The organism is Cellulomonas sp. P4_H12, from assembly GCF_056400905.1.
Genome location: NZ_JBFUKJ010000016.1, coordinates 49,225 through 71,179, shown reverse-complemented (window position 1 = coordinate 71,179; position 21,955 = coordinate 49,225). Strand labels below are relative to the sequence as shown.

Annotated in this window: 20 protein-coding genes; 9 read left to right on the top strand and 11 right to left on the bottom strand. The window is 72.0% G+C overall.

Annotation, left to right across the window (positions count from 1 at the left end; all coding sequences use genetic code 11):
• The first annotated feature begins 51 nt into the window (after nt 1–51).
• The gene (locus AC1DQC_RS10800) at nt 52–996 is read left to right on the top strand and encodes an SLAC1 family transporter (protein WP_477051242.1); all 945 of its coding nucleotides are present in this window, start codon (nt 52–54) and stop codon (nt 994–996) included.
• Here the strand turns inward: AC1DQC_RS10800 and AC1DQC_RS10795 are convergent.
• From AC1DQC_RS10795 to AC1DQC_RS10780, 4 genes are all read right to left on the bottom strand, one after another.
• Nucleotides 986–1,765 (bottom strand): TMEM175 family protein, encoded by a 780-nt coding sequence (locus tag AC1DQC_RS10795; RefSeq protein ID WP_477051241.1) that lies wholly within the window; start codon nt 1,763–1,765, stop codon nt 986–988. The two genes, AC1DQC_RS10800 and AC1DQC_RS10795, sit on opposite strands and share 11 nt — an antisense overlap.
• Before the next feature lie 66 nt (nt 1,766–1,831).
• Nucleotides 1,832–3,529 (bottom strand): alpha-amylase family protein, encoded by a 1,698-nt coding sequence (locus tag AC1DQC_RS10790; RefSeq protein ID WP_477051240.1) that lies wholly within the window; start codon nt 3,527–3,529, stop codon nt 1,832–1,834.
• A 159-nt stretch (nt 3,530–3,688) separates the two neighbouring features.
• Entirely contained in the window at nt 3,689–4,294 is a 606-nt protein-coding gene (locus tag AC1DQC_RS10785; protein ID WP_477051239.1) for a GNAT family N-acetyltransferase, read from the bottom strand.
• 74 nt (nt 4,295–4,368) lie between these two features.
• Nucleotides 4,369–5,046 carry a hypothetical protein gene (locus AC1DQC_RS10780; protein ID WP_477051238.1) on the bottom strand — a complete coding sequence of 226 codons (678 nt, stop codon included), beginning with the start codon at nt 5,044–5,046 and terminating at the stop codon, nt 4,369–4,371.
• Between the two features lie 202 nt (nt 5,047–5,248).
• On the opposite strand from AC1DQC_RS10780, the gene AC1DQC_RS10775 reads away from it, so the two are divergent.
• Entirely contained in the window at nt 5,249–6,169 is a 921-nt protein-coding gene (locus tag AC1DQC_RS10775) for a helix-turn-helix transcriptional regulator (RefSeq protein WP_477051237.1), read from the top strand.
• Nucleotides 6,170–6,203: 34 nt separating this feature from the next.
• Here the strand turns inward: AC1DQC_RS10775 and AC1DQC_RS10770 are convergent, their stop codons facing one another.
• Entirely contained in the window at nt 6,204–7,004 is an 801-nt protein-coding gene (locus AC1DQC_RS10770; protein ID WP_477051236.1) for an SDR family NAD(P)-dependent oxidoreductase, read from the bottom strand.
• An 11-nt stretch (nt 7,005–7,015) separates the two neighbouring features.
• The gene (locus AC1DQC_RS10765; protein ID WP_477051235.1) at nt 7,016–8,659 is read right to left on the bottom strand and encodes an FAD-binding protein; all 1,644 of its coding nucleotides are present in this window, start codon (nt 8,657–8,659) and stop codon (nt 7,016–7,018) included.
• 52 nt (nt 8,660–8,711) lie between these two features.
• Here AC1DQC_RS10765 and AC1DQC_RS10760 point away from each other — a divergent pair, with 52 nt between their 5' ends.
• Entirely contained in the window at nt 8,712–9,269 is a 558-nt protein-coding gene (locus AC1DQC_RS10760) for a TetR/AcrR family transcriptional regulator (protein WP_477051234.1), read from the top strand.
• Between the two features lie 61 nt (nt 9,270–9,330).
• Here the strand turns inward: AC1DQC_RS10760 and AC1DQC_RS10755 are convergent, their stop codons facing one another.
• The 5 genes from AC1DQC_RS10755 to AC1DQC_RS10735 form a co-directional block, all read right to left on the bottom strand.
• Complete coding sequence (locus AC1DQC_RS10755; RefSeq protein WP_477051268.1) at nt 9,331–9,654, bottom strand: GNAT family N-acetyltransferase; 324 nt, start codon at nt 9,652–9,654, stop codon at nt 9,331–9,333.
• Nucleotides 9,655–9,817: 163 nt separating this feature from the next.
• Nucleotides 9,818–10,675 (bottom strand): GNAT family N-acetyltransferase, encoded by an 858-nt coding sequence (locus AC1DQC_RS10750; protein ID WP_477051233.1) that lies wholly within the window; start codon nt 10,673–10,675, stop codon nt 9,818–9,820.
• 33 nt (nt 10,676–10,708) lie between these two features.
• The gene (locus AC1DQC_RS10745; RefSeq protein WP_477051232.1) at nt 10,709–11,512 is read right to left on the bottom strand and encodes a class I SAM-dependent methyltransferase; all 804 of its coding nucleotides are present in this window, start codon (nt 11,510–11,512) and stop codon (nt 10,709–10,711) included.
• A 49-nt stretch (nt 11,513–11,561) separates the two neighbouring features.
• Nucleotides 11,562–12,764, bottom strand: coding sequence for an MFS transporter (locus AC1DQC_RS10740; protein ID WP_477051231.1), 1,203 nt, complete (start codon nt 12,762–12,764; stop codon nt 11,562–11,564).
• Nucleotides 12,761–13,690, bottom strand: a complete 930-nt coding sequence (locus AC1DQC_RS10735; protein ID WP_477051230.1) for an aldose 1-epimerase family protein — start codon at nt 13,688–13,690, stop codon at nt 12,761–12,763. The genes AC1DQC_RS10740 and AC1DQC_RS10735 overlap by 4 nt, the downstream gene beginning before the upstream one ends.
• Nucleotides 13,691–13,872: 182 nt before the next feature.
• On the opposite strand from AC1DQC_RS10735, the gene AC1DQC_RS10730 reads away from it, so the two are divergent.
• The 6 genes from AC1DQC_RS10730 to AC1DQC_RS10705 are packed head-to-tail and all read left to right on the top strand — an operon-like array spanning nt 13,873 to nt 21,872.
• Complete coding sequence (locus AC1DQC_RS10730; RefSeq protein ID WP_477051229.1) at nt 13,873–15,273, top strand: cytochrome ubiquinol oxidase subunit I; 1,401 nt, start codon at nt 13,873–13,875, stop codon at nt 15,271–15,273.
• A 12-nt stretch (nt 15,274–15,285) separates the two neighbouring features.
• Nucleotides 15,286–16,341: a cytochrome d ubiquinol oxidase subunit II gene (gene cydB / locus AC1DQC_RS10725; protein ID WP_477051228.1), complete on the top strand. Its 1,056-nt coding sequence runs from the start codon at nt 15,286–15,288 to the stop codon at nt 16,339–16,341.
• A complete protein-coding gene (locus tag AC1DQC_RS10720) occupies nt 16,338–17,105 on the top strand; it encodes a glucose 1-dehydrogenase (RefSeq protein ID WP_477051227.1) in 768 nt (255 codons plus the stop codon). The genes cydB and AC1DQC_RS10720 overlap by 4 nt, the downstream gene beginning before the upstream one ends.
• 10 nt (nt 17,106–17,115) lie before the next feature.
• Nucleotides 17,116–18,666, top strand: coding sequence for a GMC oxidoreductase (locus AC1DQC_RS10715; protein ID WP_477051226.1), 1,551 nt, complete (start codon nt 17,116–17,118; stop codon nt 18,664–18,666).
• A 27-nt stretch (nt 18,667–18,693) separates the two neighbouring features.
• On the top strand, nt 18,694–20,562 hold the full coding sequence (locus tag AC1DQC_RS10710) for a glycoside hydrolase family 15 protein (protein ID WP_477051225.1): 1,869 nt from the start codon (nt 18,694–18,696) through the stop codon (nt 20,560–20,562).
• Nucleotides 20,559–21,872, top strand: coding sequence for an NAD(P)/FAD-dependent oxidoreductase (locus tag AC1DQC_RS10705; RefSeq protein ID WP_477051224.1), 1,314 nt, complete (start codon nt 20,559–20,561; stop codon nt 21,870–21,872). Before AC1DQC_RS10710 ends, AC1DQC_RS10705 begins: the two co-directional genes overlap by 4 nt.
• The last annotated feature ends 83 nt before the right edge of the window (nt 21,873–21,955 follow it).

Here is a 21,955-nt window from a genome sequence, read left to right as displayed (position 1 = left end):
GCGACGACCGCACGGTCTGCGGCACCGCGGCGGATCGGCTCCCGGGCACCCGTGAAGCTCAACGTCTTCGCGATCCCGTTCGGACTGGCGGGCCTGGCGGGCACATGGACCGCGGCCGAGCTCTTCCTCGACGGCCCCGCCGTCCTCCCCGCGGCGCTCTGGGTCGTCGCGTGTCTGGCCTGGGTCGCGACTGTCCTGCTGTACGTCTACTGGTCCGGCGGACGGGCGGCGATCGCTGCGGACCTGGTCGACCCGGTGCTCGGGCCGTTCGCCGCGCTCGTGCCGATCACGGCGATGCTGCTGGGGGCCCGGCTCAGCGCCACCTTCGTCGTGGCCGGCACCGCGGTGGTCTGGATCTCCGCGGCCGCGGCGTTCGGGTACGGCGCGTGGTTCACCGTCCGGCTGTTGACGGCGCCTGCCGCCCTCGACGCGATCCACCCCGGCTACCTGCTTCCCACGGTCGCGGGCGGGCTCCTCGCGGCGCAGTCGTTCGGCACCGTGCATGCCTCGGTCGCCGCGATGGCCGCGTTCGGCGGCGGGATCTTCTGCTGGATGCTGGTCGGGGCACTGCTGCTCGTCCGGTTCCGCACCGGCGGCCCGCTCCCCGACCCGTTGGTGCCCACGCTGGCGATCTTCTCGGCACCGCCCGCCGTCGCCGGGAACGCCTGGTTCGCGCTCACCGGTCGGGCCGCCGACGGGGTGCAGGCGGCGCTGCTCGGGACGTTCCTGCTCCTGGTCGCGGTGCAGGTCGGGCTCCTCCCCCGGTACGCCCGGCTGAGCTTCACCCCGGGCTTCTGGGCGTTCACGTTCACCACCGCGGCCAGCGCGACCTACGCCCTCCACTGGGTGACCGCCGCGGACGTCCCGGCCTGGGTGTCGCAGGCGGCCGGCTGGGGCCTCGTCGGCGTCGCGACGGCCGTCATCGCCGCGATCGCCGCTGTTGCTCTGAGGAGTCTGCGCCCGCGCGTCGTCGCCCCGCGGCGCCTCAGGAGTTGAGGGTGCCGGCCGGGCCCTGGTTCTTGGGGTCGTCCGGGGACGCGGGCTCGGACATGGGTTCCTCCCGGGCGGCGGGAGCCGGCGGCGGCGGCGGCGCCGAGGTCGCGGCGGCGTCCGAGGACTGTGCAGAGCCGTCGGCTGCCTTTGCGCCGGCGTCGGCCTGAGTCTCCACGACCCGCGCCACGATGAACACCGCGAACACGGGCAGGTACAGCACGAGCGACGCCAGCGGACTGACGAATGCAACGCCGACACTCAGGCCCGCGACGATGACCGTCCCCGCAGAGATGGAGGCGTGCCTGTGCATCCAGGCCACATCGGCAGACGCCGTGAGCAGCTCCCGATGTCGCGCGAGGTAGAGGTCCAGCACCACCCACGGCACGGCGATGAGGACCGCCACGCCGGCGAAGACGAGCATGGCGGCGATCTGATCCGCCCGATCCCCCTCCCGCAGTGCGTTCGACACGAGAACTGTCGGCCAGGGGACCAGCGAAGTGCCGAGCAGCACCGCGAGGTTCAGGAGCAGCACGATCGGGTCCGTGGCACGCACCCGCGCGAAAGCCTCGTTGTGGTTCAACCACATGGTGCCGATCGTCAGGAAGGCCGTCAGATAGGCGAGATAGGAGGGCCAGCTCTCGAGGAGCTCGTGCGGCGCCTGGGCGCCCTCCGGCAGGAGGTCCAGCACCAGCAGCGTGAGCGCGATCGCGAACACAGCATCACTGAACGCCTCGAGACGCCCTGTCCGCCTCTGGGGTTCGGTGTCTGCCATGACCGGATCCTGACAGACGGGCGCAACCGCTCGATCGACCACCGGCCGATGGCTACCTCCGGGCCGCTAGTCGACCTCCGGCTCCATCCGGCGGGTCGTCGCGCGATGGAGCCGGATCCAGCGGAACCCGTAACCGCCCAGTCGGAGGGCCCGGAGGTCGAGCTCGTCGCCGTAGTCGGCGTCGGTGAGCACGTCGAACGGGTGCAGGCGGATCTCCGGGTCCAGAGCAGCACCCGGCTCGAACGCGACCGTGCAGGCGGTGTCGGCGAGGTTGTGCAGGAACAGCATCTGGCCTGACGGACCGGTCGCCGTGTGCACGAGGACGTGCGAGGGGGCGCCGTCGTGCAGCTCGTGCCGGCCGTTGCCCACCTCGGGGCACTCGCGCAGGGTGTGCAGCGTGCGCTCGAACCAGGTGAGCAGGCTCTCGGGGTCGCGGCGTTGAGCGGCCACGTTGAGCTTGTCGTAGGCGAAGCGACCCTCCCGAATCGCGGCGATCGGCCAGGCCCCCGAGTCCGCGCTGGAGAACCCGGCCCCCGGGATGGCATCCCACTGCATCGGCGTGCGGATCGCCTCGCGCTCGGGGAGGGAGAGGTCCTCGCCCATGCCGATCTCGTCGCCGTAGCGGATCACCGGCGTGCCCGGCATCGTGAACTGAAGGCTGTAGGCCATCCGCAGGCGTCGGCCGTCGCCGTCGAGCATCGGCGCCATCCGCCGGCGCAGACCGCGACCGTAGGCCTGCATGTCCGCCTCGGGGCCGAAGGCGTCGAACACCTCGTCGCGCTCGGTGGCCGTGAGCCACCCGAGGTCGACCTCGTCGTGGTTCCGCAGGAAGGTGGCCCACTGCCCGTTCCGGGGCAGCGCAGGAAGCTCCTCCAACGTGGCTCTCAGCGACGTCGCGTCCTGCCGGGCGAGAGACAGCATGAGCGCCTCGTTCAGACGGAAGGCGAACACCACGTCGATCCGGCTGGCGGAGCCGTCCGCCGTGCCGAAGTACTCGACGATCTCGTCGTCGGGCACGTTGGCCTCGGCGAGGAGGATCGCATCACCGCGCCGCCACGACACCGATTCCTGCAGGCGACGCAGGAGCGAAAAGTCGTGCGCGGGCGCGCGGCCGTCCGGCGCCCGGCCGTGGCGTGGCCGGCGCTCGATGAGGAAGGGCGCGGCGTCGATCCGGAACCCCGAGACGCCGAGCCGCAGCCAGAACCCGGTGATCTTCTGGATCTCGGCACGGACCGCAGGGTTGTCGGTGTTGAGGTCGGGTTCGAATCCGTAGAACCGGTGCCGGTACCAGGCACCGGCGTGCTCGTCGTAGGTCCAGGTCTCCGCTTCCACCCCGGGGAAGACCTGACCCTCGAAGCGGTCCGGCGGCTCGTCGTCGGACCACACGTACCAGTCCCGGTACGGGGAGCGCCGGTCGGACCGCGCGGCCTGGAACCACGGGTGCTCGTCGCTCGTGTGGTTCACCACGAGGTCGAGAATGATCCGTAGACCGCGTTCGTCGGCTTCGTCGATCAGCGCCGCCATGTCTCCGAGGCTGCCGATCTGCGGGTTGATCCCGTAGTAGTCCGTCACGTCGTACCCGCCGTCCCGGCCCGGAGACGGGTGCACCGGGTTCAGCCAGAGCGCCGTCACGCCGAGTCGAGCCAGGTAGTCGAGGCGGCTCATCAGACCGGGCAGGTCGCCGATGCCGTCGCCGTCCGAGTCCTGGAAGCGGCCGACATCGACGGAGTAGATCACCGCGTTCCGGTACCACCGCCCCGTCACCAGACCTCCCGATCTCGCTGTACGCGCACACCGATCGGGCGTGCCGGCCACCGCCAGTACTACTGGCTACCGGCGCTGCCCGCACGCCGACCCCGCGACTCGACGCCGTGGGGATGCGTGCCATCGCCCAGCGCGTGCCCGCCACACCTCTCGCGGCGCCTACCCCTGGGCGGTCACCTCGGTGGTCATCACGCAGTTGCCCAGGCCCTTGGGGCGCTGGTAGATGAACCCGAGCTGCTCGTACATCGTCCGTGTGGCGTTGTAGAGGAAGGACGACGACGTCTTCTTGCCCGGCGGCAGGTCGTGCGGGTACGACTCGACCAGGCCACCGCCCGCGTCCGCGATCAGCGCGAGCGCGCCCCGGACGGCGACCGACGCCATGCCCTTGCGCCGGTAGCGGCGGTCGACGAACAAGCAGGTGATCCGGAAGTCCGGCCGGCGCACGAGCCCCTTCTCCCACTCCTTGCGGTGGTGGAGGTTCGGAAGCTCGTCGACCGTCCCGAACTGCGCCCAGGCGACCGCCTCGTCGCCGTCGAGCACGAGCGCCGCGTGCGTACGGCCGGCCATGACGAGCTGCCGCTTGAACTCGCGGTTGCCGATCTGTCGGCGCTCGTCGATGGGGTCGGGGTAGAGGTGGAACCAGGTGCACCAGCACCCGCCCCAGACACCGTTGTGCCGCTCGGCCAGGTCCGCGAACGCGTCCCACGTCTGCGGACCGAGCGGTTCGATCCGGTAGCCGTCGACCGTGTGACCCCCAGCGCCCATTCTCGCGAATGTAGTCCCGGAGCCGCGCCCGCGCGGCGGTCAGCCGCGCGCCCGGTCGTCCCGACCCGGGCGGGTCACCCGTAGTCGCGCCGGTAGCGGGCGTCGACCTGACGAGCCAGCCGCTGGCGCTCGTCCTCGAGCGCGACGCCGTGCTTGTGCGCGAGCGCCGCGAGGATGACCTCGCAGATCACGTCCAGATCGCCGCCGGCGAAGCGCCCGTTCGACGTCAGCCAGCGCTGGTCGGCGGCATGGCGGATGTACTCCCCCACGGCGGCGTCCTCGGTCCGCAGGACGGTGCCGCCGTCGCCGAGGAGCGGACTGCCGTCGGGGTTCGCGATCCCGGGACCGGTCGGAGGCGCGACTGCCGGCGCAGGTGCTTGGGGGCTCCAGGCATGCGGAACTTCCTGCAGCGGCCGGTGCACCTCGGCCGGGGCCGGGGGCGGGGGCGGGGGCGGCGCCGGGGCACGAACCGGCAAGGCCCCGTCCGCAACGTCGACCGCGGGAACCTCCCCGGCATCGTGCTGGCGCAGCTGCTCGGTCGCGACCTCGAGCCGCGCCGTATAGCTCTCGATCACCGCAAGCTGCTCGTCGAGCGGCACCTCGGGGTCGCCGCTAAGCAAGTCCTGGGCGTACGACTGCCGAGCACGCACCAACCGCTGGGACATGCGGTTGATCTCGTCGCGCAGCTTCGAGGGGCTGTCCGCCGCGCTCGAGCGCGCTGCTGGCGGGTATGCGTCGAACACGGATGCCATGGCTACCCTCCTTGGTCGCTCGCCGCCTCGCCACTACATCGACGGTTCGAGGGCACAACATGAGCGGCAACGCGTGGCAAGTTCACGCGGCCCGACCGGCAGGACGAGTCCGTCGGTGCACGGTGCGGCTGTGAGGAGTCACCGTCCTGCCCGGTGGCGGCAGTATCTCCCACCGGGCGGTGGCGAGACCTACCGTCGAGTCATGGACCTGAAAGCCGAGACCCGCGAGTTCCTCACCTCGCGCCGGGGCCGGATCACGCCGGAGCAGACCGGGCTCGCGGCGTACGGCGGCAACCGACGCGTGCCCGGCCTCCGTCGCGAGGAGGTCGCGATGCTCGCCGGCATGAGCGTCGACTACTACACGCGGCTGGAGCGCGGGGACCTCAGCGGAGCGTCCGAGTCGGTGCTCGAGTCGCTGGCGGAGGCGCTGCAGCTCGACGAGGCGGAGCGCGGTCACCTGTTCGACCTCGCCCGCGCGGCCAACGCCTCGGGGGTCGCGCGGTCCCGTGCGCGGCGCGCGAAGACCGCCGTGCTGCGACCCGCCGTCCAGCGCATCGTCGATGCCCTGGAGGGAGCGCCCGCGTTCGTCCGCAACGGGCGCCTGGACATCCTGGGAGCGAACCGCCTGGGTCGCGCCCTCTACGCACCGCTCTACGACTCGCGCGAACGTCCGCGCGACGCGCCCGTCAACACGGCCCGGTTCCAGTTCCTCGATCCCTCGGCCGCGCGGGCGTTCTGGGGTGACAAGGCCGACCGGATCGCCCACGACGCGGTCGCCATCCTGCGCGCCGAAGCGGGGCAGAACCCGTACGACAGGCACCTGACCGCCCTGGTCGGCGAGCTGTCGACGCGCAGCGAGGACTTCCGCCGGCTGTGGGCGTCCCACGACGTGCGCTACCACCGCAGCGGCACCAAGGTGTTCCACCACCCGGCGGTCGGGCAGCTCGAGCTGGACTACGAGGCGCTGTTCCTGGCCGCCGACCCGGGCCTGCAGCTCAACGTCTACACGGCACGCCCCGGGTCGACCTCCGAGGACGGCCTCAAGCTCCTGGCGTCGTGGGCCGCCACGACACTGTCCGACGAGCCCCTGCCCGGTGTCCGGGCCGGGGGCGGGGTCGCCTGACCCGCGGGCCGGCGCGCGGCGGTCGGGCGACCCGTCACCCCAAGAGCTGGGCCATCCGACGGGCGATGATCTCCGCGGCGCGACGCGGCGCGAGCCGTGACAGCCGGTCGAGCGAGCGGGCGTCGGAACCGATGCAGACGCGGAACGGGCCCGTGCGGACGGCGTCGACGATCTGCGCGGCCGCGTCGGACGGCGTGGTGAGCTTGGCCTCCATCGCCGACGTGTCGCCGGCACCGGGGATGGCCGAGCCCGAGTTCTCCGCGATCCCGGTGGCGACACCGCCGGGGAAGACGACGGTCACCGCGACGGGGGTGCCGCGAAGCTCGGCGTACAGCCCCTCGGTGAACAGCTTGACCGCGGCCTTCGACGCGCCGTACGCGGCCTGCCCGGGCACGGGCGCCAGCGCACCCATGCTCGACACGTTGACGATCGCCGCCGCGGGCCGGGTCTGCAGCTCGGGCAGGAACGCGGTCGTCGTGTTGACGACGCCCCAGAAGTTGACCTGGAGGACCTTCCCGATCTCGGCGCGCTCGAGGTCGGCGACCTTGGCGAACCGCTGGATGATGCCCGCCACGTTGATCAGACCGTCGACCCGTCCGTGCGCGGCCAGGACGTCCCCGACGAGGGCGGTGACCGCCGCCTCGTCGCCGACGTCCACGGTGTGCAGCGTGAGGCGGGGGCCGGCCGCGGCCAGGCGGGCCGTCTCGGTCAGTGACGGCTCCCGCAGGTCGACCGCCGCGACCCGCGCGCCCTCCCGCAGCAGGGAGAGGACGACCTCGCGGCCGATGCCGTTGCCGCCCCCGGTGACGACGAAGACGTTGCCCTGGATGTCCACCGCCCGGGCCCTCAGTGCTTCGCCATGTGCCGCGCGGCGCGCAGCCCGAACACGGCGGCCGGACCGATGGTCGAGCCGGGTCCGGGATAGGTGCGGCCCATCACGGACGCCGAGTTGTTCCCTGCCGCATACAGGCCGGGCACGATCGTGCCGTCCTCCCGCAGGGCTCGTCCGTCGGCATCCGTGACCACGCCGCCCTTCGTCCCGAGATCACCCAGGACGACTCTGTACGCGAGGAACGGGCCCTTCTCGATCGGTCCGAGGTTGGCGTTGGGGTGCACGGTCGGGTCGCCGTAGTAGCGGTCGTAGGCCGAGTTGCCGCGGCCGAAGTCGCCGTCGACGCCGGACCGGGCGAAGCCGTTGAACCGCTGCACGGTCGCCGCGAGGCGGTCGGGCTCGACGTCCATCGCGCGGGCGAGCTCGGCCAGCGTGCCGGCCTTCACCGCGATTCCCGCCTCACGCATCGCCTTGCTCGCACGCGGGTCCATGGCGAACGTGCGGAAGTAGCGGCGGACGTTGCGCGCCTCCAGGACCAGCCAGTAGGGGCCGGCACCTCCGTCGCGCGCGAGCATGTCGTGGCCGAGGTCGACATAGGACTCGGACTCGTTGGCGAACCGCTCGCCGCGGGAGTCGACCATGATCGAGTACGGCATCGAGCGCTCGCCGACGATGAACGAGGGCCGACCCTCCGGCGGCGCCGCGATCGATGCCCCCCACCACGCCTCGTCCATGAGCTCGACGGCCACCCCGATCTCCTGCGCGGCCGCGATCGGGACCCCGACGTTGCCCAGGTTGCCGGAGGGCGCCCCGTCGATGCCGTGGTGCTTCTGGCGCCAGTCCGTGTTCCCCTCGAACCCTCCGCCGGCGAGCATGACCCCGCGGCAGGCGCGGATCGTCACGGGTCGGCCGTCGCGCTGCACGCGGATCCCGACCACGCGCCCGTCCTCGACGAGCAGCTCCTCGAGCGGCGAGCTCAGCCAGAGCGGGACGCCGCGCCGGACGACCAGCGCGTGGCCGAACGCGGTCGCCCAGGCGTTGCCGATGCCGACCAGGCGCTTGCCGGTCGCGACCCCACCGAGGATGCGGGAGACGACCTTCGCGCCGCGGACCATGCCCGACGGCGTCGACCAGGAGCGGCTCAGCAGCCACACGTCGTCGGTCATCGCGGGCAGCGGCACCGCACCACGGAGCGTCTGCCACCAGGTGCCGAGGATCTTGGAGTCGAGCGGCTTGACCTCGATCGAGCGCCCGATCTTCCCGCCGGGCAGCTCCGGGTAGTAGTCGGGGTAGTCGGTGGCGCGGGCGAACACGACGCCGAACTTCTCGGCCGTGCTCACAAAGTCCTCGACGCCGTCGACGAACGCCTCCTTGCGGGCCTGCGTCGACGCCAGCCCGACCTCGCCGACCGTCGCCTCGAGGTAGGTCAGCGCCTCCTCGCGCGAGTCGCCGACGCCGTCGCGCTTCATGAGCGGGTTGTTGGGCAACCACATCCCGCCGCCGGACATCGCGGTCGAGCCGCCCCACTTGTCGGTGGACTCGACCATGAGCACCGAGAGGCCCTCGTCGACGGCGCCCATGGCGGTGGCGAGGCCGGCCGCTCCTGTGCCGACCACCACGACGTCGTAGACGCGGTCCTCGGAGGTCCTCGGTGCCATCACGTGCTCCTCTCGGCATACCGGACAACACTGTCCGGATCTAGGATGCAGCATGCCTCCCGCCCGACGAGCCGTCAACCGTGGCCCCGCCGCAGCGCCCGAGAACCGCGCCGCGATCCTCGCGGCGGCGCGCCGGCTCTTCTCCGACCGCGGCTTCCTCGTGCCCCTCACCGCGATCGCACAGGAGGCGGGGGTCGGCCAGGGCGTGCTCTACCGGCACTTCCCCACGCGCTTCGACCTGGCGTTCGCGGTGTTCGAGGACAACTTCGTCGAGCTGGAGGACGCCGCCGCCACCGGCGGCCCCGACGCGTTCGGTGCACTGTGGGCGGTCCTGCTGGAGCAGACCGTGCGCGAGGCGGCTTTCGTGGAGATGGTCGTCGAGGCCCGCCGGTCCCAGCCGAGCTACGACGGCGACGATCGGCTGCGCGCGCTCATCGCGCGCACCCTGCCGGACGCGCAGGCGGCCGGTCGGGTACCCGCCGGGGTGAGCGTCGACGAGGTCATCCTGGCCTGGCGCATGGTGTTCGGGGTCGTCGCCACCGCGGAGTCCGCCTCGACCGCGCGGGCGGACGTCGCGCGAGCGGTCGCGTTCTTCGAGCTGGCGCGCTGAGCGGGTCGCCCCACGGCTTCCTGTCTGGCCGGCACACGTCGGAGCCAGTTGTCGACGCAGGTCACGCAGTTGGTGCCGACGCCGGTCCGAGAACCAGCTGCATGCCCGTCTGGTCGGGGGTGAACGCCGTGAAGCCCGCGTGCTCGTAGAGGCGGCGGCCGGCGGCGTCGGCCAGCGTCACGTAGGGCTCGCCGGGTGCGCGTCTCTCGATGTCGGCGTGCAGGTGGTCGATGACCGCGCGCCCCAGGCCCCGGCGTTGATGGTCCGGGGCGGTCGCCATGTCGGCGACCACGAAGTACCAACCGCCGTCGCCGATCGCGCGTCCCATCGCCACCGTCGCGCCGTCCGGCGCGGTGACGTAGCAGGTCGACCAGCTGCCGCGCAGGGCGTGCGCGGCCTGCTCGGCCGACTTCGGGCGAAGACCCGAGTGACGCCGGAGGCGCGCAGGTAGTCCTCGAGGCTCGGCGGCCCCACGTGGAGTGCGTAGCTGTCGGGCAGGACCATCCGCCCATGATCGCGGCGCGGATCCCGTGCGCGAAGGCCGGGTGTCAGCGCGCGCCGCGCCGCAGGTCGGCCACCTCCGGCAGGGCGCGGAAGCCGGCCGCGACGTAGGTCGCGACCCCTCCGACGTTGGCGCTCGGGGTGCACACCGTGGCCGAGGACGCCCCCATCTCCTGCAGCGCGGCGGCCGCAGCGAGCGTGATCGCCGTCCCGTGTCCGCGACCGCGGTGGTCCCGGTGCACGCCCACCGGTTCGAGCAGACCCGGGCGGCCGGGGCCGGCCGACCACACCGTCGCGACGGCGACCGGGACGCCGTCGTCGTCGTACCCGACCAGGCACCTGGCGTCGGCGTACGCGGGACCGGCGGCCATGGCGTGCCACCGTTGCGGCGTGAAGGTCGACCCGTCGAACGCCGCGACCTGGACTGCGCACCGCTCCTCGACGAGCTCGGGGCCCACCACCCGGACCCGCAGGCCGACGTCCCGCACCCGCTCCGCCAGGTCACGCACCAGCGGCGTCCACGGCTCGTCGTCAACCCATCCGGCGGCGGCAAGTGCGTTGCGCAGGGCAGCCCCGAACCGCGCCTCGATGCATGCCACGCCTACCGGCAGAACGCCGGTCAGATCGGCGACGAGCCGCTCCGCGAGACCCACGTCGTGGTCGGCGTCCGGCGCGATCGCCATCCGCAGCAGGTCGGGTCCGTCCCGCATCCCGACCGCGACGATCCGGTCGTCCCGGCTCCACGTCCGCACGGCGGCCGCCGTCGCCTCGGCGCCGAACCTCCAGTGCCACCCGACGTCGCCCGGGTGCAGCTGGACTGGCGCGCCGTCGTGCTGCCAGCACCGCAGGGCGTCCAGCACACGGCCCAGGTCCGCGACGTCCGGCTCCGCCAGCTCGATCGCCATGCCCCGATCGAACCTCACGGTGTCAACGCGAAATCACCGCCGGCGGGCGGTCACGATCCACGCCCGGGAGCCGAACCACACCCCGTCGTCGCGAAGATGTGCCGCCAGCGTCTCGCGGAGGCGGGCGAGGCTCCGTGCCGAGCGTTCGGGGTCGAGCCGCCCGATCAGTTCGCGGGTGCAGGTGAAGCCGCGGACCCAGGCCTCGGCGCGCTCGGCGTCGGCGCCGTACCAGACCGGCTCGGCGACGTCGGTGCGGTCGACGTCGGTGAACCCGGCGGCGTCCAGGATCTGCGCCGTCAGGGCCGGGTCGGCCAGCGAGAAGGCGTCGGAACCGGCGGGATCGACGGCCCGGCCCTCACCGCCGACGGCCCGGCGGAGGGCGACGTCCCACTCGTTGAGATCGCGGGCCTGCCAGACCATCATCACCAGGCGCCCCGCCGGTCGCAGCGCCCGGGCGACGTTGGTGAACGCCGTGACCGCGTCGTCGAAGAACATCGTGCCGAACCGGCTGATCGCCAGGTCGAAGCCGGCCTCGGGGAACGGGTGGCGCTGCGCGTCGGCGCACGCGAACGCGACGTTGCCGAGCCCCTCGCTCACGGCCAGGACGCGGGCGCGCTCGACAGCCGCCGGCGAGACGTCCACGCCGAGCGCACGGCCCCGGTGAGCCGCGCGGGCCGCAGCCCGCGTCGTCTGGCCCGTGCCGCAGCCGATGTCGAGGACGCGGTCGTCCGCCGCGATCCCCCACGCGGGGCGGAACACCGCGTCGAGGCGCCGCAGCTCTGCGTCGTATCCGGTCAGCGCGGCGTCGGCTCCCAGCCTCGTGTTGCTCCGCGTCACGACGCCAGTTCATCCGCCTCGCACGCGGTGCGCAATGGACCCCGGAAAGTCACACCGGCGCCGTCGTGGCCACGGGCGTCCCGGCAGTGATCACCCGAGCGATCACCGCGAGGGCGACCGCCACGCCGGCCCCGACCAGGTAGACGCCCGCCAGGCCGATGCCTGTCAGACCCTCGAGCGGCGCGACGCCGAAGGCGGCCAGCCCGTAGCCCACCTGGTAGGCCGCGATGAGCTCACCCGAGGACGTGGCGCCGAGCCGGGGGAACTCCTCGCCGGCGAGGCTGAGGTTGAGAGGCAGCATCGCGGAGCAGGCGAAGCCGGCCGCGGCGAACGCCAGGACCGCGACGGCCGCGTTGTGCGCGGACGACACCGCGAGGTTGGACCCGGCGATCAGCAGCGGCAGCACGACGAACACGACTGTCGCCGGGACGCGCACGGTCAGCGCGGCGACGATCACCCGGCCGAGGGTGACGCACGCCCAGAACACCGCCAGCGCCAGCGACGCCACTTGGGCCGACAGAGCCCGCTCCCCCGTGAGGTAGACACTGGACCAGTTGCCGAAGAGCGTCTCGCACACGCCGTAGAGCACCGCCGCACCGGCGTACCACCAGAATCGGCCCGGCAGCTTCTGCCGACCGCCGGCGGCCCGCTGCGGGGCCGGTCCGGCGTCCAGCCTCGTCCGCACCGCGAGGAGCAGGAAGACCGCGAGCCCGACGGCGGCCAGCACGGGCAGGAGCCACCACGCGCCGAGCGCGAGGAAGAGCGCGATCAGCAGGGGCGCCAGTGCCGTGCCCGTCCCGAGCAGCGCGTTCAGCGTGAGGATCGACCGGTCCTGGTCCGACGGGTGCAGCCGCGCGGCGAACGTGTTCAGGGCGGGGACGGTGGTGCCGAAGCCGAAGCCCAGTGCGCCCGTCGCGCACAGCAGCACCGGGTACGCGGCGGGCGACGTCGACACCGACTGGCTCAGCACCAGCAGCAGCATCGCGAGCAGGTTGGCGACGAGCCCCGCCTGCAGCACCCGCTGGAGGGTCCACCGTGCCGCCAGCAGCGGTGAGGTCGCGGCCCCCGTGATCGCGAGGATCACCTGCGGCACGAACATCAGGCCGTACTGGGTGGTGCTGAGGTCGTAGCCGGTCGGACTGGTGAGGATCGAGCTGGCCGCGGGGAACGAGACGAGCGCCAGGCCCTGGACCAGCCCGGCCCCGTAGACGAGGACGGACCGGGCGCGGGGCACGGCGTCGACGGTCGTCATCCGGCGGCGAGCCCCCAGGCGCCGCTCCAGGACTCCCCCGGCGCGAGCGTGACGACGTCCACCCCGGACCGGAACGCGTGCGGGGGGCAGGTCATCGGCTCGACGGCGATGGACCGCCGGCGGCGCTCGGCCGGGAACACCCCGTCGGCGGAGTAGACCATGAGGTACGGAAAGGCCTCGTCGACCCAGAGCCGCACCGCCCGGCCGCTCGCCGGGTCGGCCAGGCGGACCTCGGCACGTCCGTCGCCGCCGCGCTCCAGATCCGTGAACACGGTGTCGAAGACGACCGGCCCGACGGCCCGCGCGGAACGGAAGTCGAGGGACGTGCCCGCGACGTCGACGTGCGCTGGCTGCTCGTCGCGGTCGGCGGGCACCGGGCAGTGGCTGGCCGCGGGCACCCGCAGCTCCAGCCCCTCGATGCTCGCGCCGAGGCCCAGGTAGGGGTGGAAGCCCAGCCCGAACGGGGCCGGTTCGTCCCCGGTGTTGGTGGCCGCCGTGATGACGGTGAGCCCGTCCGCGTCCAGGTGGTAGCCGACCTGGAGGCTGAGCTCCCACGCGTACCCAGGCTGCGGGCGCAGGGTGCAGCTCAGCACGACGTCCTGCTCTGTGCTCGACACCTCGGTCCAGTCGAGCCAGCGGACCATCCCGTGGATCGCGTTGGCGGTCTCCGGCTCGTCGAGCGCCACCTGGCAGGTGCGGCCGCCGAAGGTGTACAGCCCACCGGCGAGGCGGTTCGGGAACGGCGCCAGCACCTGCCCTCGACCGTCGGGGGCGCGCTCCGCGACGTCGTACCCGTCGATCGCCGGCTGGCCGCCGAGCACGCACTCGCGCAGACCCGCGCCCACCTGGGTGACGACGGCCTCATGGTCGCCGTGCGTGATGCGGTACTGGTGGCCGGAGGGCGGGCTGCTCGGCTGTCGGGGCATGAGGACGAGTCCAGCACTGCCGGGGGCGCGACGTCGTCATCCACTCCGGATGATGGTGCTCCCGCGGCGCTTTCATCCCGACGGGATGATGCTCGGCCTCCGGGCGCGGTGCGACGCTCGACAGCAGTCGGCACGCCTTCAGCGCGGGTCGACAGCCGGACCGTCGACCTCGGGGAGGACCGGTGTCCGACCTCGACCTGGCTCGTCTGCAGTTCGCGTCGACGAGCATCTACCACTTCTTGTTCGTCCCCATCACGATCGGCCTGGGGTTCCTGGTCGCGGTGCTGCACACGATGTGGTTCCGGTCCGGCAACCCCGACCACAAGCGGCTGACCAAGTTCTTCGGCACGCTGCTGCTGATCAACGTGGCCGTCGGCGTGGTGACCGGGCTGATCCAGGAGTTCCAGTTCGGCATGAACTGGTCGGCCTACTCGCGGTACGTCGGCGACGTGTTCGGGGCGCCGCTGGCGATGGAGGGGCTCGCCGCCTTCTTCCTCGAGTCCACGTTCATCGGGCTCTGGGTGTTMGGCTGGAACGTGCTCCCCCGCGGGATCCACCTGCTCACCGTCTGGCTCGTCGCCCTGGGGGCTGCGGGGTCGGCGGCGTTCATCATGGCCGCGAACTCCTGGATGCAGCACCCCGTCGGGTACACCGTCGACCAGTCCACCGGCCGGCCGGAGCTGTCCGACATCGGTGCGGTGATGACCAACCCCGTGTTCCTCTGGGGGTACGCGCACGTGCTCACCGCGTCCCTGGTCACCGGGACCGTCCTCATGCTCGCGGTCTCCGCCTGGTACCTGCGTCGCAAGCAGCACGAGGAGGTGTTCCTCCGCTCCGCCAAGGTGTCGATCGCCGTGCTGCTGCCCTCGATCTTCCTGGCGCTCGGCGTCGGCAGCCACCTCGGCGTCATCGAGGCCACCTACCAGCCGATGAAGATCTCCGCGGCCGAGGGCCAGTGGGAGACGTGCCAGCCGTGCTCGTTCTCGGCATTCCAGATCGGCGGCGGCAACAACGACCAGAACCCCACCAAGATCATCGAGATCCCGCACCTGCTCTCGATCCTGGCGACCGGGACGTGGGACGGCGAGGTGCAGGGGCTGAACGAGCTCAACGCCCAGTACCAGGAGGACTACGGCCCGGGGAACTACGTGCCGAACGTCTTCGTCCAGTACTGGTCGATGCGCGTGATGGCCTACCTGGGCTCGCTGGCCGCGCTCGTCGCGCTGTGGGGTCTGTGGCTCATCTGGCGACGACGACTACCCACCGCCCGCGTGTTCTTGTTCGTCGCGACGTGGGCCGTCGCCTTCCCGTTCCTGATGAACACGGCGGGCTGGATGCTCACGGAGAACGGGCGGCAACCCTGGATCGTGCAGGGCCTCATGCTCACCAACGACGGCGTCTCGACGTCCGTCGGCAGGACGGAGCTGATCCTCAGCCTCGTCGTCTTCTACGGGATCTTCCTGCTCCTCGGCGCCGTCAACGTGTTCCTGATGATGCGCTACGCGCGCCGCGGCCTCGAGCTCGAGGAGCCCGAGGAGCACGTCGACGACGACCTGCCCCGCGTACCCGCCCTGACGTTCTGAGGAGGTGTCCCGATGACCCTGCCCGACCTGTGGTTCCTGATCATCGCGTTCCTCTGGACCGGGTTCTTCGTGCTGGAGGGGTTCGACTTCGGCGTCGGCATGCTGCACAAGGTCGTGGGCCGCACGGACACCGAGCAGCGGGTGGCGATCAACTCGATCGGGCCGTTCTGGGACGGCAACGAGGTGTGGCTGATCGTCGGAGCGGCGGGGATCTTCGCCGCCTTCCCGGGCTGGTACGCCACCTGGTTCTCGGCGATGTACCTGCCGCTCGTCCTGCTCCTCGTGGCGCTCATCGCCCGCGGGGTCTCGTTCGAGTTCCGCGGGCGTCTCGACGCGACGCGGTGGCGGCAGACGTGGTCGTGGAGCCTGACCCTCGGCAGCCTGCTGTGCCCGCTGCTCCTCGGCGTCGCGCTCGGCAACCTGCTGGCCGGCCTGCCGGTCGACTCCACCGAGGAGTTCACCGGCTCGGTCACCGACACGATCACGGGCTACGGCCTGCTCGTGGGGCTCACCCTCACGGCCCTGTGCGTCCTGCACGGGGCGACGTTCCTCGCCATGCGGACCACGGAGCAGGTGCGCGCGCGGGCACAGCGCGCCGCGAACGTCGCGCTCGTGCCGGCGATCGTGCTGCTCCTCGCCTTCGCCGTTGCCACGCCGGGCGTGTCCGGCGCCCCCGCGGTCCGCGGCGTCGTGCCACCGGTGCTCGCCGTCGTCGCCGTCCTCGCCGCCGCCCTGCTCGTGCGGGCGCACCGGGACGGCTGGGCCTTCACGGCCACGGCCGTCGCGATCGGCCTGACCGTCGTGACCCTGTTCGCCAACCTCTACCCGAACGTCCTGGTGTCCAGCACGTCCGCCTCCGACAGCCTCACGGTGACCAGCGTGGCCTCCGGCGAGTACGCGCTCAAGGTCATGACGATCGTGGCCCTCGTGCTGGTGCCGCTGATCCTGCTCTACCAGGGCTGGTCGTACTTCGTCTTCCGCCGGCGGGTCATCGGCCCGCCGACGGCCGCACCACCGGACCCCACCAGAGGTCCGTCCGCACCCCTCGACGAAGGAGCAATCAGATGAGCCTGCACGGGAAAGTAGCGGTGGTCACGGGCGGCAACAGCGGCATCGGCAAGGCCGTGGTGCTCGCCCTCGCCGAGGCGGGCGCGAACATCGTCATCGACTACGTCGCGCACCCGGAGGCCACCGAGGAGCTGGAGAAGCAGGTGCACGCCCTGGGCGACCAGGCGATCGGGGTCGACGCGGACGTCAGCAAGGTCGCCGACCTCGAGATGCTCGTCGCGCGCACCGTGGAGGCGTTCGGCCGCCTCGACATCATGGTGAACAACGCGGGCATCGAGACGCGCACGTCGGTGCTCGACACCACCGAGGAGCAGTACCAGCGCGTCATGGACATCAACCTGAAGAGCGCGTTCTTCGGCACGCAGATCGCCGCCAAGCAGATGATCAAGCAGGGCACCGGCGGTCGGATCATCAACATGACCTCGGTGCACGAGGACTGGCCCATGCCGGGCAACACGGCGTACTGCCTGTCCAAGGGCGGCATGCGGATGCTCACCCGGACCGCGGGCGTCGAGCTCGGGCCGCAGGGCGTGCAGGTGGTCGGCGTAGGCCCGGGCGCCGTCGCAACGCCGATCAACACGTCGACGATGAACGACCCCGAGAAGATGAAGACGCTCGAAGGGGCGATCCCGCTGGGCCGGATGGCCGAGCCCGAGGAGATCGCGAGCCTGGTCGCCTTCCTCGCCGGCGACGGCGCCAGCTACCTCACCGCCACCACGGTCTTCGCCGACGGCGGCATCATGCACAGCAGTCCTGGTCTGTGAGGCGGACGAGATGACCGAGCACTTCGACGTCGTCATCATCGGGTCGGGCGCCGGCGGCGGGACGCTGGCGCACCGGCTGGCCCCGTCGGGCAAGAAGATCCTCATCCTCGAGCGGGGTGACTGGCTCCCGCGCGAGCCCCAGAACTGGGACGCGACGGAGACCTTCGTCAAGAACCGGTACGTCTCCAAGGACACCTGGTACGACCACCAAGGGAAGGCCTTCCAGCCGCAGGTGCACTACAACGTGGGGGGCGCGACGAAGTTCTACGGCGCAGCGCTGTACCGGCTGCGCGAGAAGGACTTCGGCGAGCTCCAGCACCACGGCGGGATCTCGCCGGCGTGGCCCGTCGCGTACGACGAGTTCGAGCCGTACTACACCCAGGCCGAGGACCTCTACCAGGTGCACGGCGCGCGTGGCGAGGACCCCACCGAACCACCGTCCAGCGGCCCGTACCCGTACCCCCCGGTCTCGCACGAGCCGCGCATCCAGCGCCTCTTCGACGACATGTCGAAGATCGGCCTGCACCCGTTCCACTCCCCCTCCGGCATCATGCTCGACGAGGGCAACCCCGCCTACAGCCCGTGCATCCGTTCCGCGACGTGCGACGGGTTCGCGTGCCTCCTGCACGCCAAGTCCGACGCCGAGGTGATCGCCGTCCGCCCCGCGGTGCTGCACCCGAACGTCACGCTGGTGCGCAACGCCGAGGTCCGTCGGCTCGAGACCGACGACTCGGGCCAGACGGTCAGCTCGGTCGTGGCGGACGTCGACGGCGTCGAGCAGCGGTTCTCCGGCGACGTCATCGTGGTCTCGGCGGGCGCCGCCAACTCCGCGAAGCTGCTCCTGGCCAGCGCCAACGACCGGCACCCGAACGGGCTGGCCAACGGGTCCGACCACGTCGGGCGCCACTACATGTTCCACAACAGCAGGGCGTTCCTGGCGATCTCGATCGAGAAGAACGACACCCGGTTCCAGAAGACGCTCGGCGTCAACGACTACTACTTCGGCGACGAGAGCTTCGCGTTCCCCATGGGCAACGTACAGATGGTCGGCAAGTCGTCCGCGCCGATGTACCGCGGCGAGAAGCCGATCGCCAAGCTCGCGCCGCTGTTCGCGCTCGGAGAGGTCGCGGAGCACGCGGTCGACTTCTGGCTCTCGGCCGAGGACCTGCCGGATCCCGACAACCGCGTGACCCTGGGCAACCACGGCGACATCGTGCTGACGTACACGCCGAACAACCGGCAGCCGCTCGAGGAGCTCTACAGCCGCGTAAAGGGAAACCTCGGGCATCTCGGCATGCACCCGCACCACCTGGTCCCCCGCGACCTGTACATGAAGAACGACATCCCGGTCGCCGGGTGCGCGCACCAGGCCGGCACGGTCCGGTTCGGCGACGACCCGACGACGTCCGTCCTCGACCGCGACTGCCGCACGCACGAGGTGGACAACCTCTACGTCGTCGACACGAGCTTCTTCCCGAGCATCGGAGCGGTGAACCCGGCCCTCACCGCGATGGCCAACGCGCTGCGGGTGGGCGACCACCTGCTCGCGCGCCTCGGCTGAGCAGACCCGCCCGACCAGGAGGAACCCATGGACTCGAACAGCCCCACCTCGCCTTTCCCGCCCATCGCCGAGTACGCCTTCCTCTCCGACTGCCACACGGGAGCACTGGTGGCGCCGGACGGGTCGATCGACTGGCTCTGCGCGCCGAGGTTCGACAGCCAGAGCGTGTTCGGCAGCCTGCTCGACCGCGGCGCGGGGTACTTCCGGTTCGCGCCGTACGGCATCAACGTGCCGACGTCGCGCGCGTACGACCCCGGCACCAACGTCCTGGTCACCACCTGGCACACGCCGTCGGGGTGGGTCGAGATCCGCGACGCGCTCACCATGGGCCGGCGCGACGCGCCCGACGAGACGACGCCCCACACGCGTCCGCCCGCCGACGACGACGCCGAGCACGTGCTGGTGCGGACCGCCACCTGCCTCGAGGGGGCCGTGCGGATCGAGCTCGTGTGCGACCCAGCGTTCGACTACGGCCGGAGCCGGGAGCCGTGGTCGCTCGCCGCGCCGGGCGCACACACGGCAGACATCACCGGGTCGGGGCTCTCGATGCGCCTCAACACCGATCTCGCGCTCGGCGTCGAGGGCGACTCGCTGCGCGGCCGGCACGAGCTCCGCGCGGGCGAGACGGTGTTCTGCTCGCTGTCCTGGGCTGCCGACCTCGACGGCCCGACCGATGCGCAGGACGCCGTCGCGCGCATCGCCGCAACGCGGGACTTCTGGCGCCGCTGGCTGGGCCGGGCCCTGATGCCGGACCACCGCCTGCGGCCCTACGTCGAGCGCTCCGCCCTGGTGATCAAGGGCCTCACCTACATGCCGACCGGCGCCACGGTCGCCGCGCTCACCACCTCCCTGCCCGAGACCCCCGGGGGCGAACGCAACTGGGACTACCGCTACACGTGGATGCGCGACTCGACGTTCACCCTGCAGGCGCTGCACTACCTGCGGCTCGACTGGGAGGCCGACGAGTTCATGCAGTTCGTCGCCGACGTCGAGCCCGACGAGGACGGCGCGCTGCAGATCATGTACGGGATCGACGGCCGGCGTGACCTCACGGAGACCACCCGCGACGAGCTCACCGGCTACCAGGGTGCGCGTCCCGTCCGCCTGGGGAACGGTGCCTTCGACCAGAAGCAGAACGACGTCTACGGGTCGGTGCTGGACTCGATCCTGCTGCACACGCGGCGCAGCGAACGCCTGCCCGCCCGGCTCTGGCCCATCGTCAAGGCGCAGGCCGAGTGTGCGATCGCGATCTGGCAGCAGCCCGACCAGGGTATCTGGGAGGCCCGCGGCAAGCCGCAGCACTACGTCTCGTCCAAGATCATGTGCTGGGTGGCCATGGACCGCGCCGCCCAGCTGGCGGGCATCCGTGGGGAGCCGGACCTGCAGGCCAGCTGGGCCGCGACGGCCGAGCAGATCAAGGCCGACATCCTCGAGCACGGCGTCAGCGAGCGCGGCGTCCTGCGGCAGCACTACGAGACCGACGCGCTCGACGCGTCGACGCTGCTCGCCGCGCACTTCGGGCTGCTGCCGGGCACCGACAAGAGGCTGCACGCGAGCGTCCTGGCCATCGCCGACGAGCTCTCCGAGAACGGCTTCGTCCTTCGCTACAAGACGGACGAGACCGACGACGGGATGTCCGGCAAGGAGGGGACGTTCGTCATCTGCTCGTTCTGGCTGGTCTCCGCCCTCATGGTGGTCGGCGAGAGGCAGCGTGCGCTCGACCTCATGGAGCGGCTGCTGCGGATCGCCTCGCCGTTCGGCCTGTACGCCGAGGAGTTCGAGGTGGACGCAGCCCGGCACCTGGGCAACATCCCGCAGGCGTTCTCGCACCTGGCGCTCATCGAGGCCGCGGCGCGGATCATCCTTGCCGAGCGTGTCCAGGAGATGTCGCTGTGACGGAGGTGATCGTGCTCGGCGGGGGCCTGGCGGGTGTGGCCGCCGCCCAGACGCTCGGCGAGGCGGGCGTCCACGTCACGCTGGTCGACCGCGCGGACTACCACCAGTTCCAGCCCCTGCTGTACCAGGTGGCCACGTCGCAGCTGCCGGCCGAGGACATCGCGCGACCACTGCGCACTATCTTCGCCGACGTGCCGTCCGTCGACGTGGTCGTCCAGGGCGTCGCGCAGGCGTCGTTCGCGGACCGCACCCTCGTCCTCGACGACGGCCGCTCGCTGTCCGCCGACCACCTGGTGATCGCCGCCGGTGGGCGCCCGAACTTCTTCGGCATCCCCGGGGCGCGGGAGCACGCGTTCCCGCTCTACTCGGTGCCGGACGCCGAGCGGCTACGCCGGCACCATCGCGCCCTCGTGGACGACGAGGCCGCGCACGGCGGCTCCGGCCCGCACGCCCGCGACGTCGTCGTCGTCGGCGGCGGACCCACGGGAGTCGAGGTGGCGGGGGCGCTCGCCGAGCTCGTCGCCGCCCTCAAGACCCAGGGCCGGCTGCCCGACGACGTCCGCGTGCACCTCGTCGACCGCGGGACGGTCGTGCTCGGCCAGTTCTCCACGCACGCGCAGGAGTACGCCCACCACCACCTCACCAAGGGCGGGGTCGAGCTCCGCCTGGGCACCGGGGTCGCCGCCGTGCACGCCGACCGGGTCGAGCTCGACGACGGGACCACCCTGCCGACCGCGACGGTCATCTGGGCGGGCGGCGAGTCGGCCGCGGTGATCGCCGAGGACGCCGGGCCGAGCACGGGGCGCGGCGGGCGGATCGACGTCCGGCCGGACCTCGGCGTCGAGGGCTTCCCCGGGGTGTGGGCCGTCGGTGACGTGGCGAACATCCCGTCGGGACCCGAGCACGGTGCTCCGACGCTCCCCCAGCTCGGCTCGGTGGCGCAGCAGTCCGGGCGCTGGGCAGCGCAGAACATCCTGCGCTCGTCGCAGGGCGACCCGCTCGCCCCGTTCCACTACAAGGACAAGGGCATCATGGCGATGATCGGCCGCAACGCGGCGGTCGCCGAGGTGGGCAAGCACCGCCACGAGGTCGACGGGCCCCTCGCCTTCGCCGCCTGGCTGGGCGTCCACGCGATGCTGCTCAGCGGCGTGCACAGCCGCACCGACGCGTTCCTCAGCTGGGCGTGGGACTACTTCGACCGCGACCACGCCGCGACGGTGGAGTCGCACGACGCGCCGCGCCGGATCGCGTGGGGCGACGACTCCGACGACGTCCCGCACATCGACCTCGGGACGCCGCGCCCGCAGTGACGTCGGCGGGCCAGGCCGACGCGAGAAGTTCACCTTCGTGGGTGAACGGCGGCGCGACCGCGCGGTAGCGTGGCCGATCGTGG

Excerpts from the sequence above, each read along its gene's own strand:
- AC1DQC_RS10760 (WP_477051234.1), top strand. The coding sequence starts at position 8,712 with ATGCCTCCCGCCCGACGAGCCGTCAACCGTGGCCCCGCCGCAGCGCCC.
- AC1DQC_RS10780 (WP_477051238.1), bottom strand. The coding sequence starts at position 5,046 with ATGGCATCCGTGTTCGACGCATACCCGCCAGCAGCGCGCTCGAGCGCG.
- cydB (WP_477051228.1), top strand. The coding sequence starts at position 15,286 with ATGACCCTGCCCGACCTGTGGTTCCTGATCATCGCGTTCCTCTGGACC.
- AC1DQC_RS10710 (WP_477051225.1), top strand. The coding sequence starts at position 18,694 with ATGGACTCGAACAGCCCCACCTCGCCTTTCCCGCCCATCGCCGAGTAC.
- AC1DQC_RS10740 (WP_477051231.1), bottom strand. The coding sequence starts at position 12,764 with ATGACGACCGTCGACGCCGTGCCCCGCGCCCGGTCCGTCCTCGTCTAC.
- AC1DQC_RS10795 (WP_477051241.1), bottom strand. The coding sequence starts at position 1,765 with ATGGCAGACACCGAACCCCAGAGGCGGACAGGGCGTCTCGAGGCGTTC.
- AC1DQC_RS10715 (WP_477051226.1), top strand. The coding sequence starts at position 17,116 with ATGACCGAGCACTTCGACGTCGTCATCATCGGGTCGGGCGCCGGCGGC.
- AC1DQC_RS10765 (WP_477051235.1), bottom strand. The coding sequence starts at position 8,659 with ATGGCACCGAGGACCTCCGAGGACCGCGTCTACGACGTCGTGGTGGTC.
- AC1DQC_RS10750 (WP_477051233.1), bottom strand. The coding sequence starts at position 10,675 with ATGGCGATCGAGCTGGCGGAGCCGGACGTCGCGGACCTGGGCCGTGTG.
- AC1DQC_RS10775 (WP_477051237.1), top strand. The coding sequence starts at position 5,249 with ATGGACCTGAAAGCCGAGACCCGCGAGTTCCTCACCTCGCGCCGGGGC.
- AC1DQC_RS10735 (WP_477051230.1), bottom strand. The coding sequence starts at position 13,690 with ATGCCCCGACAGCCGAGCAGCCCGCCCTCCGGCCACCAGTACCGCATC.
- AC1DQC_RS10785 (WP_477051239.1), bottom strand. The coding sequence starts at position 4,294 with ATGGGCGCTGGGGGTCACACGGTCGACGGCTACCGGATCGAACCGCTC.
- AC1DQC_RS10720 (WP_477051227.1), top strand. The coding sequence starts at position 16,338 with ATGAGCCTGCACGGGAAAGTAGCGGTGGTCACGGGCGGCAACAGCGGC.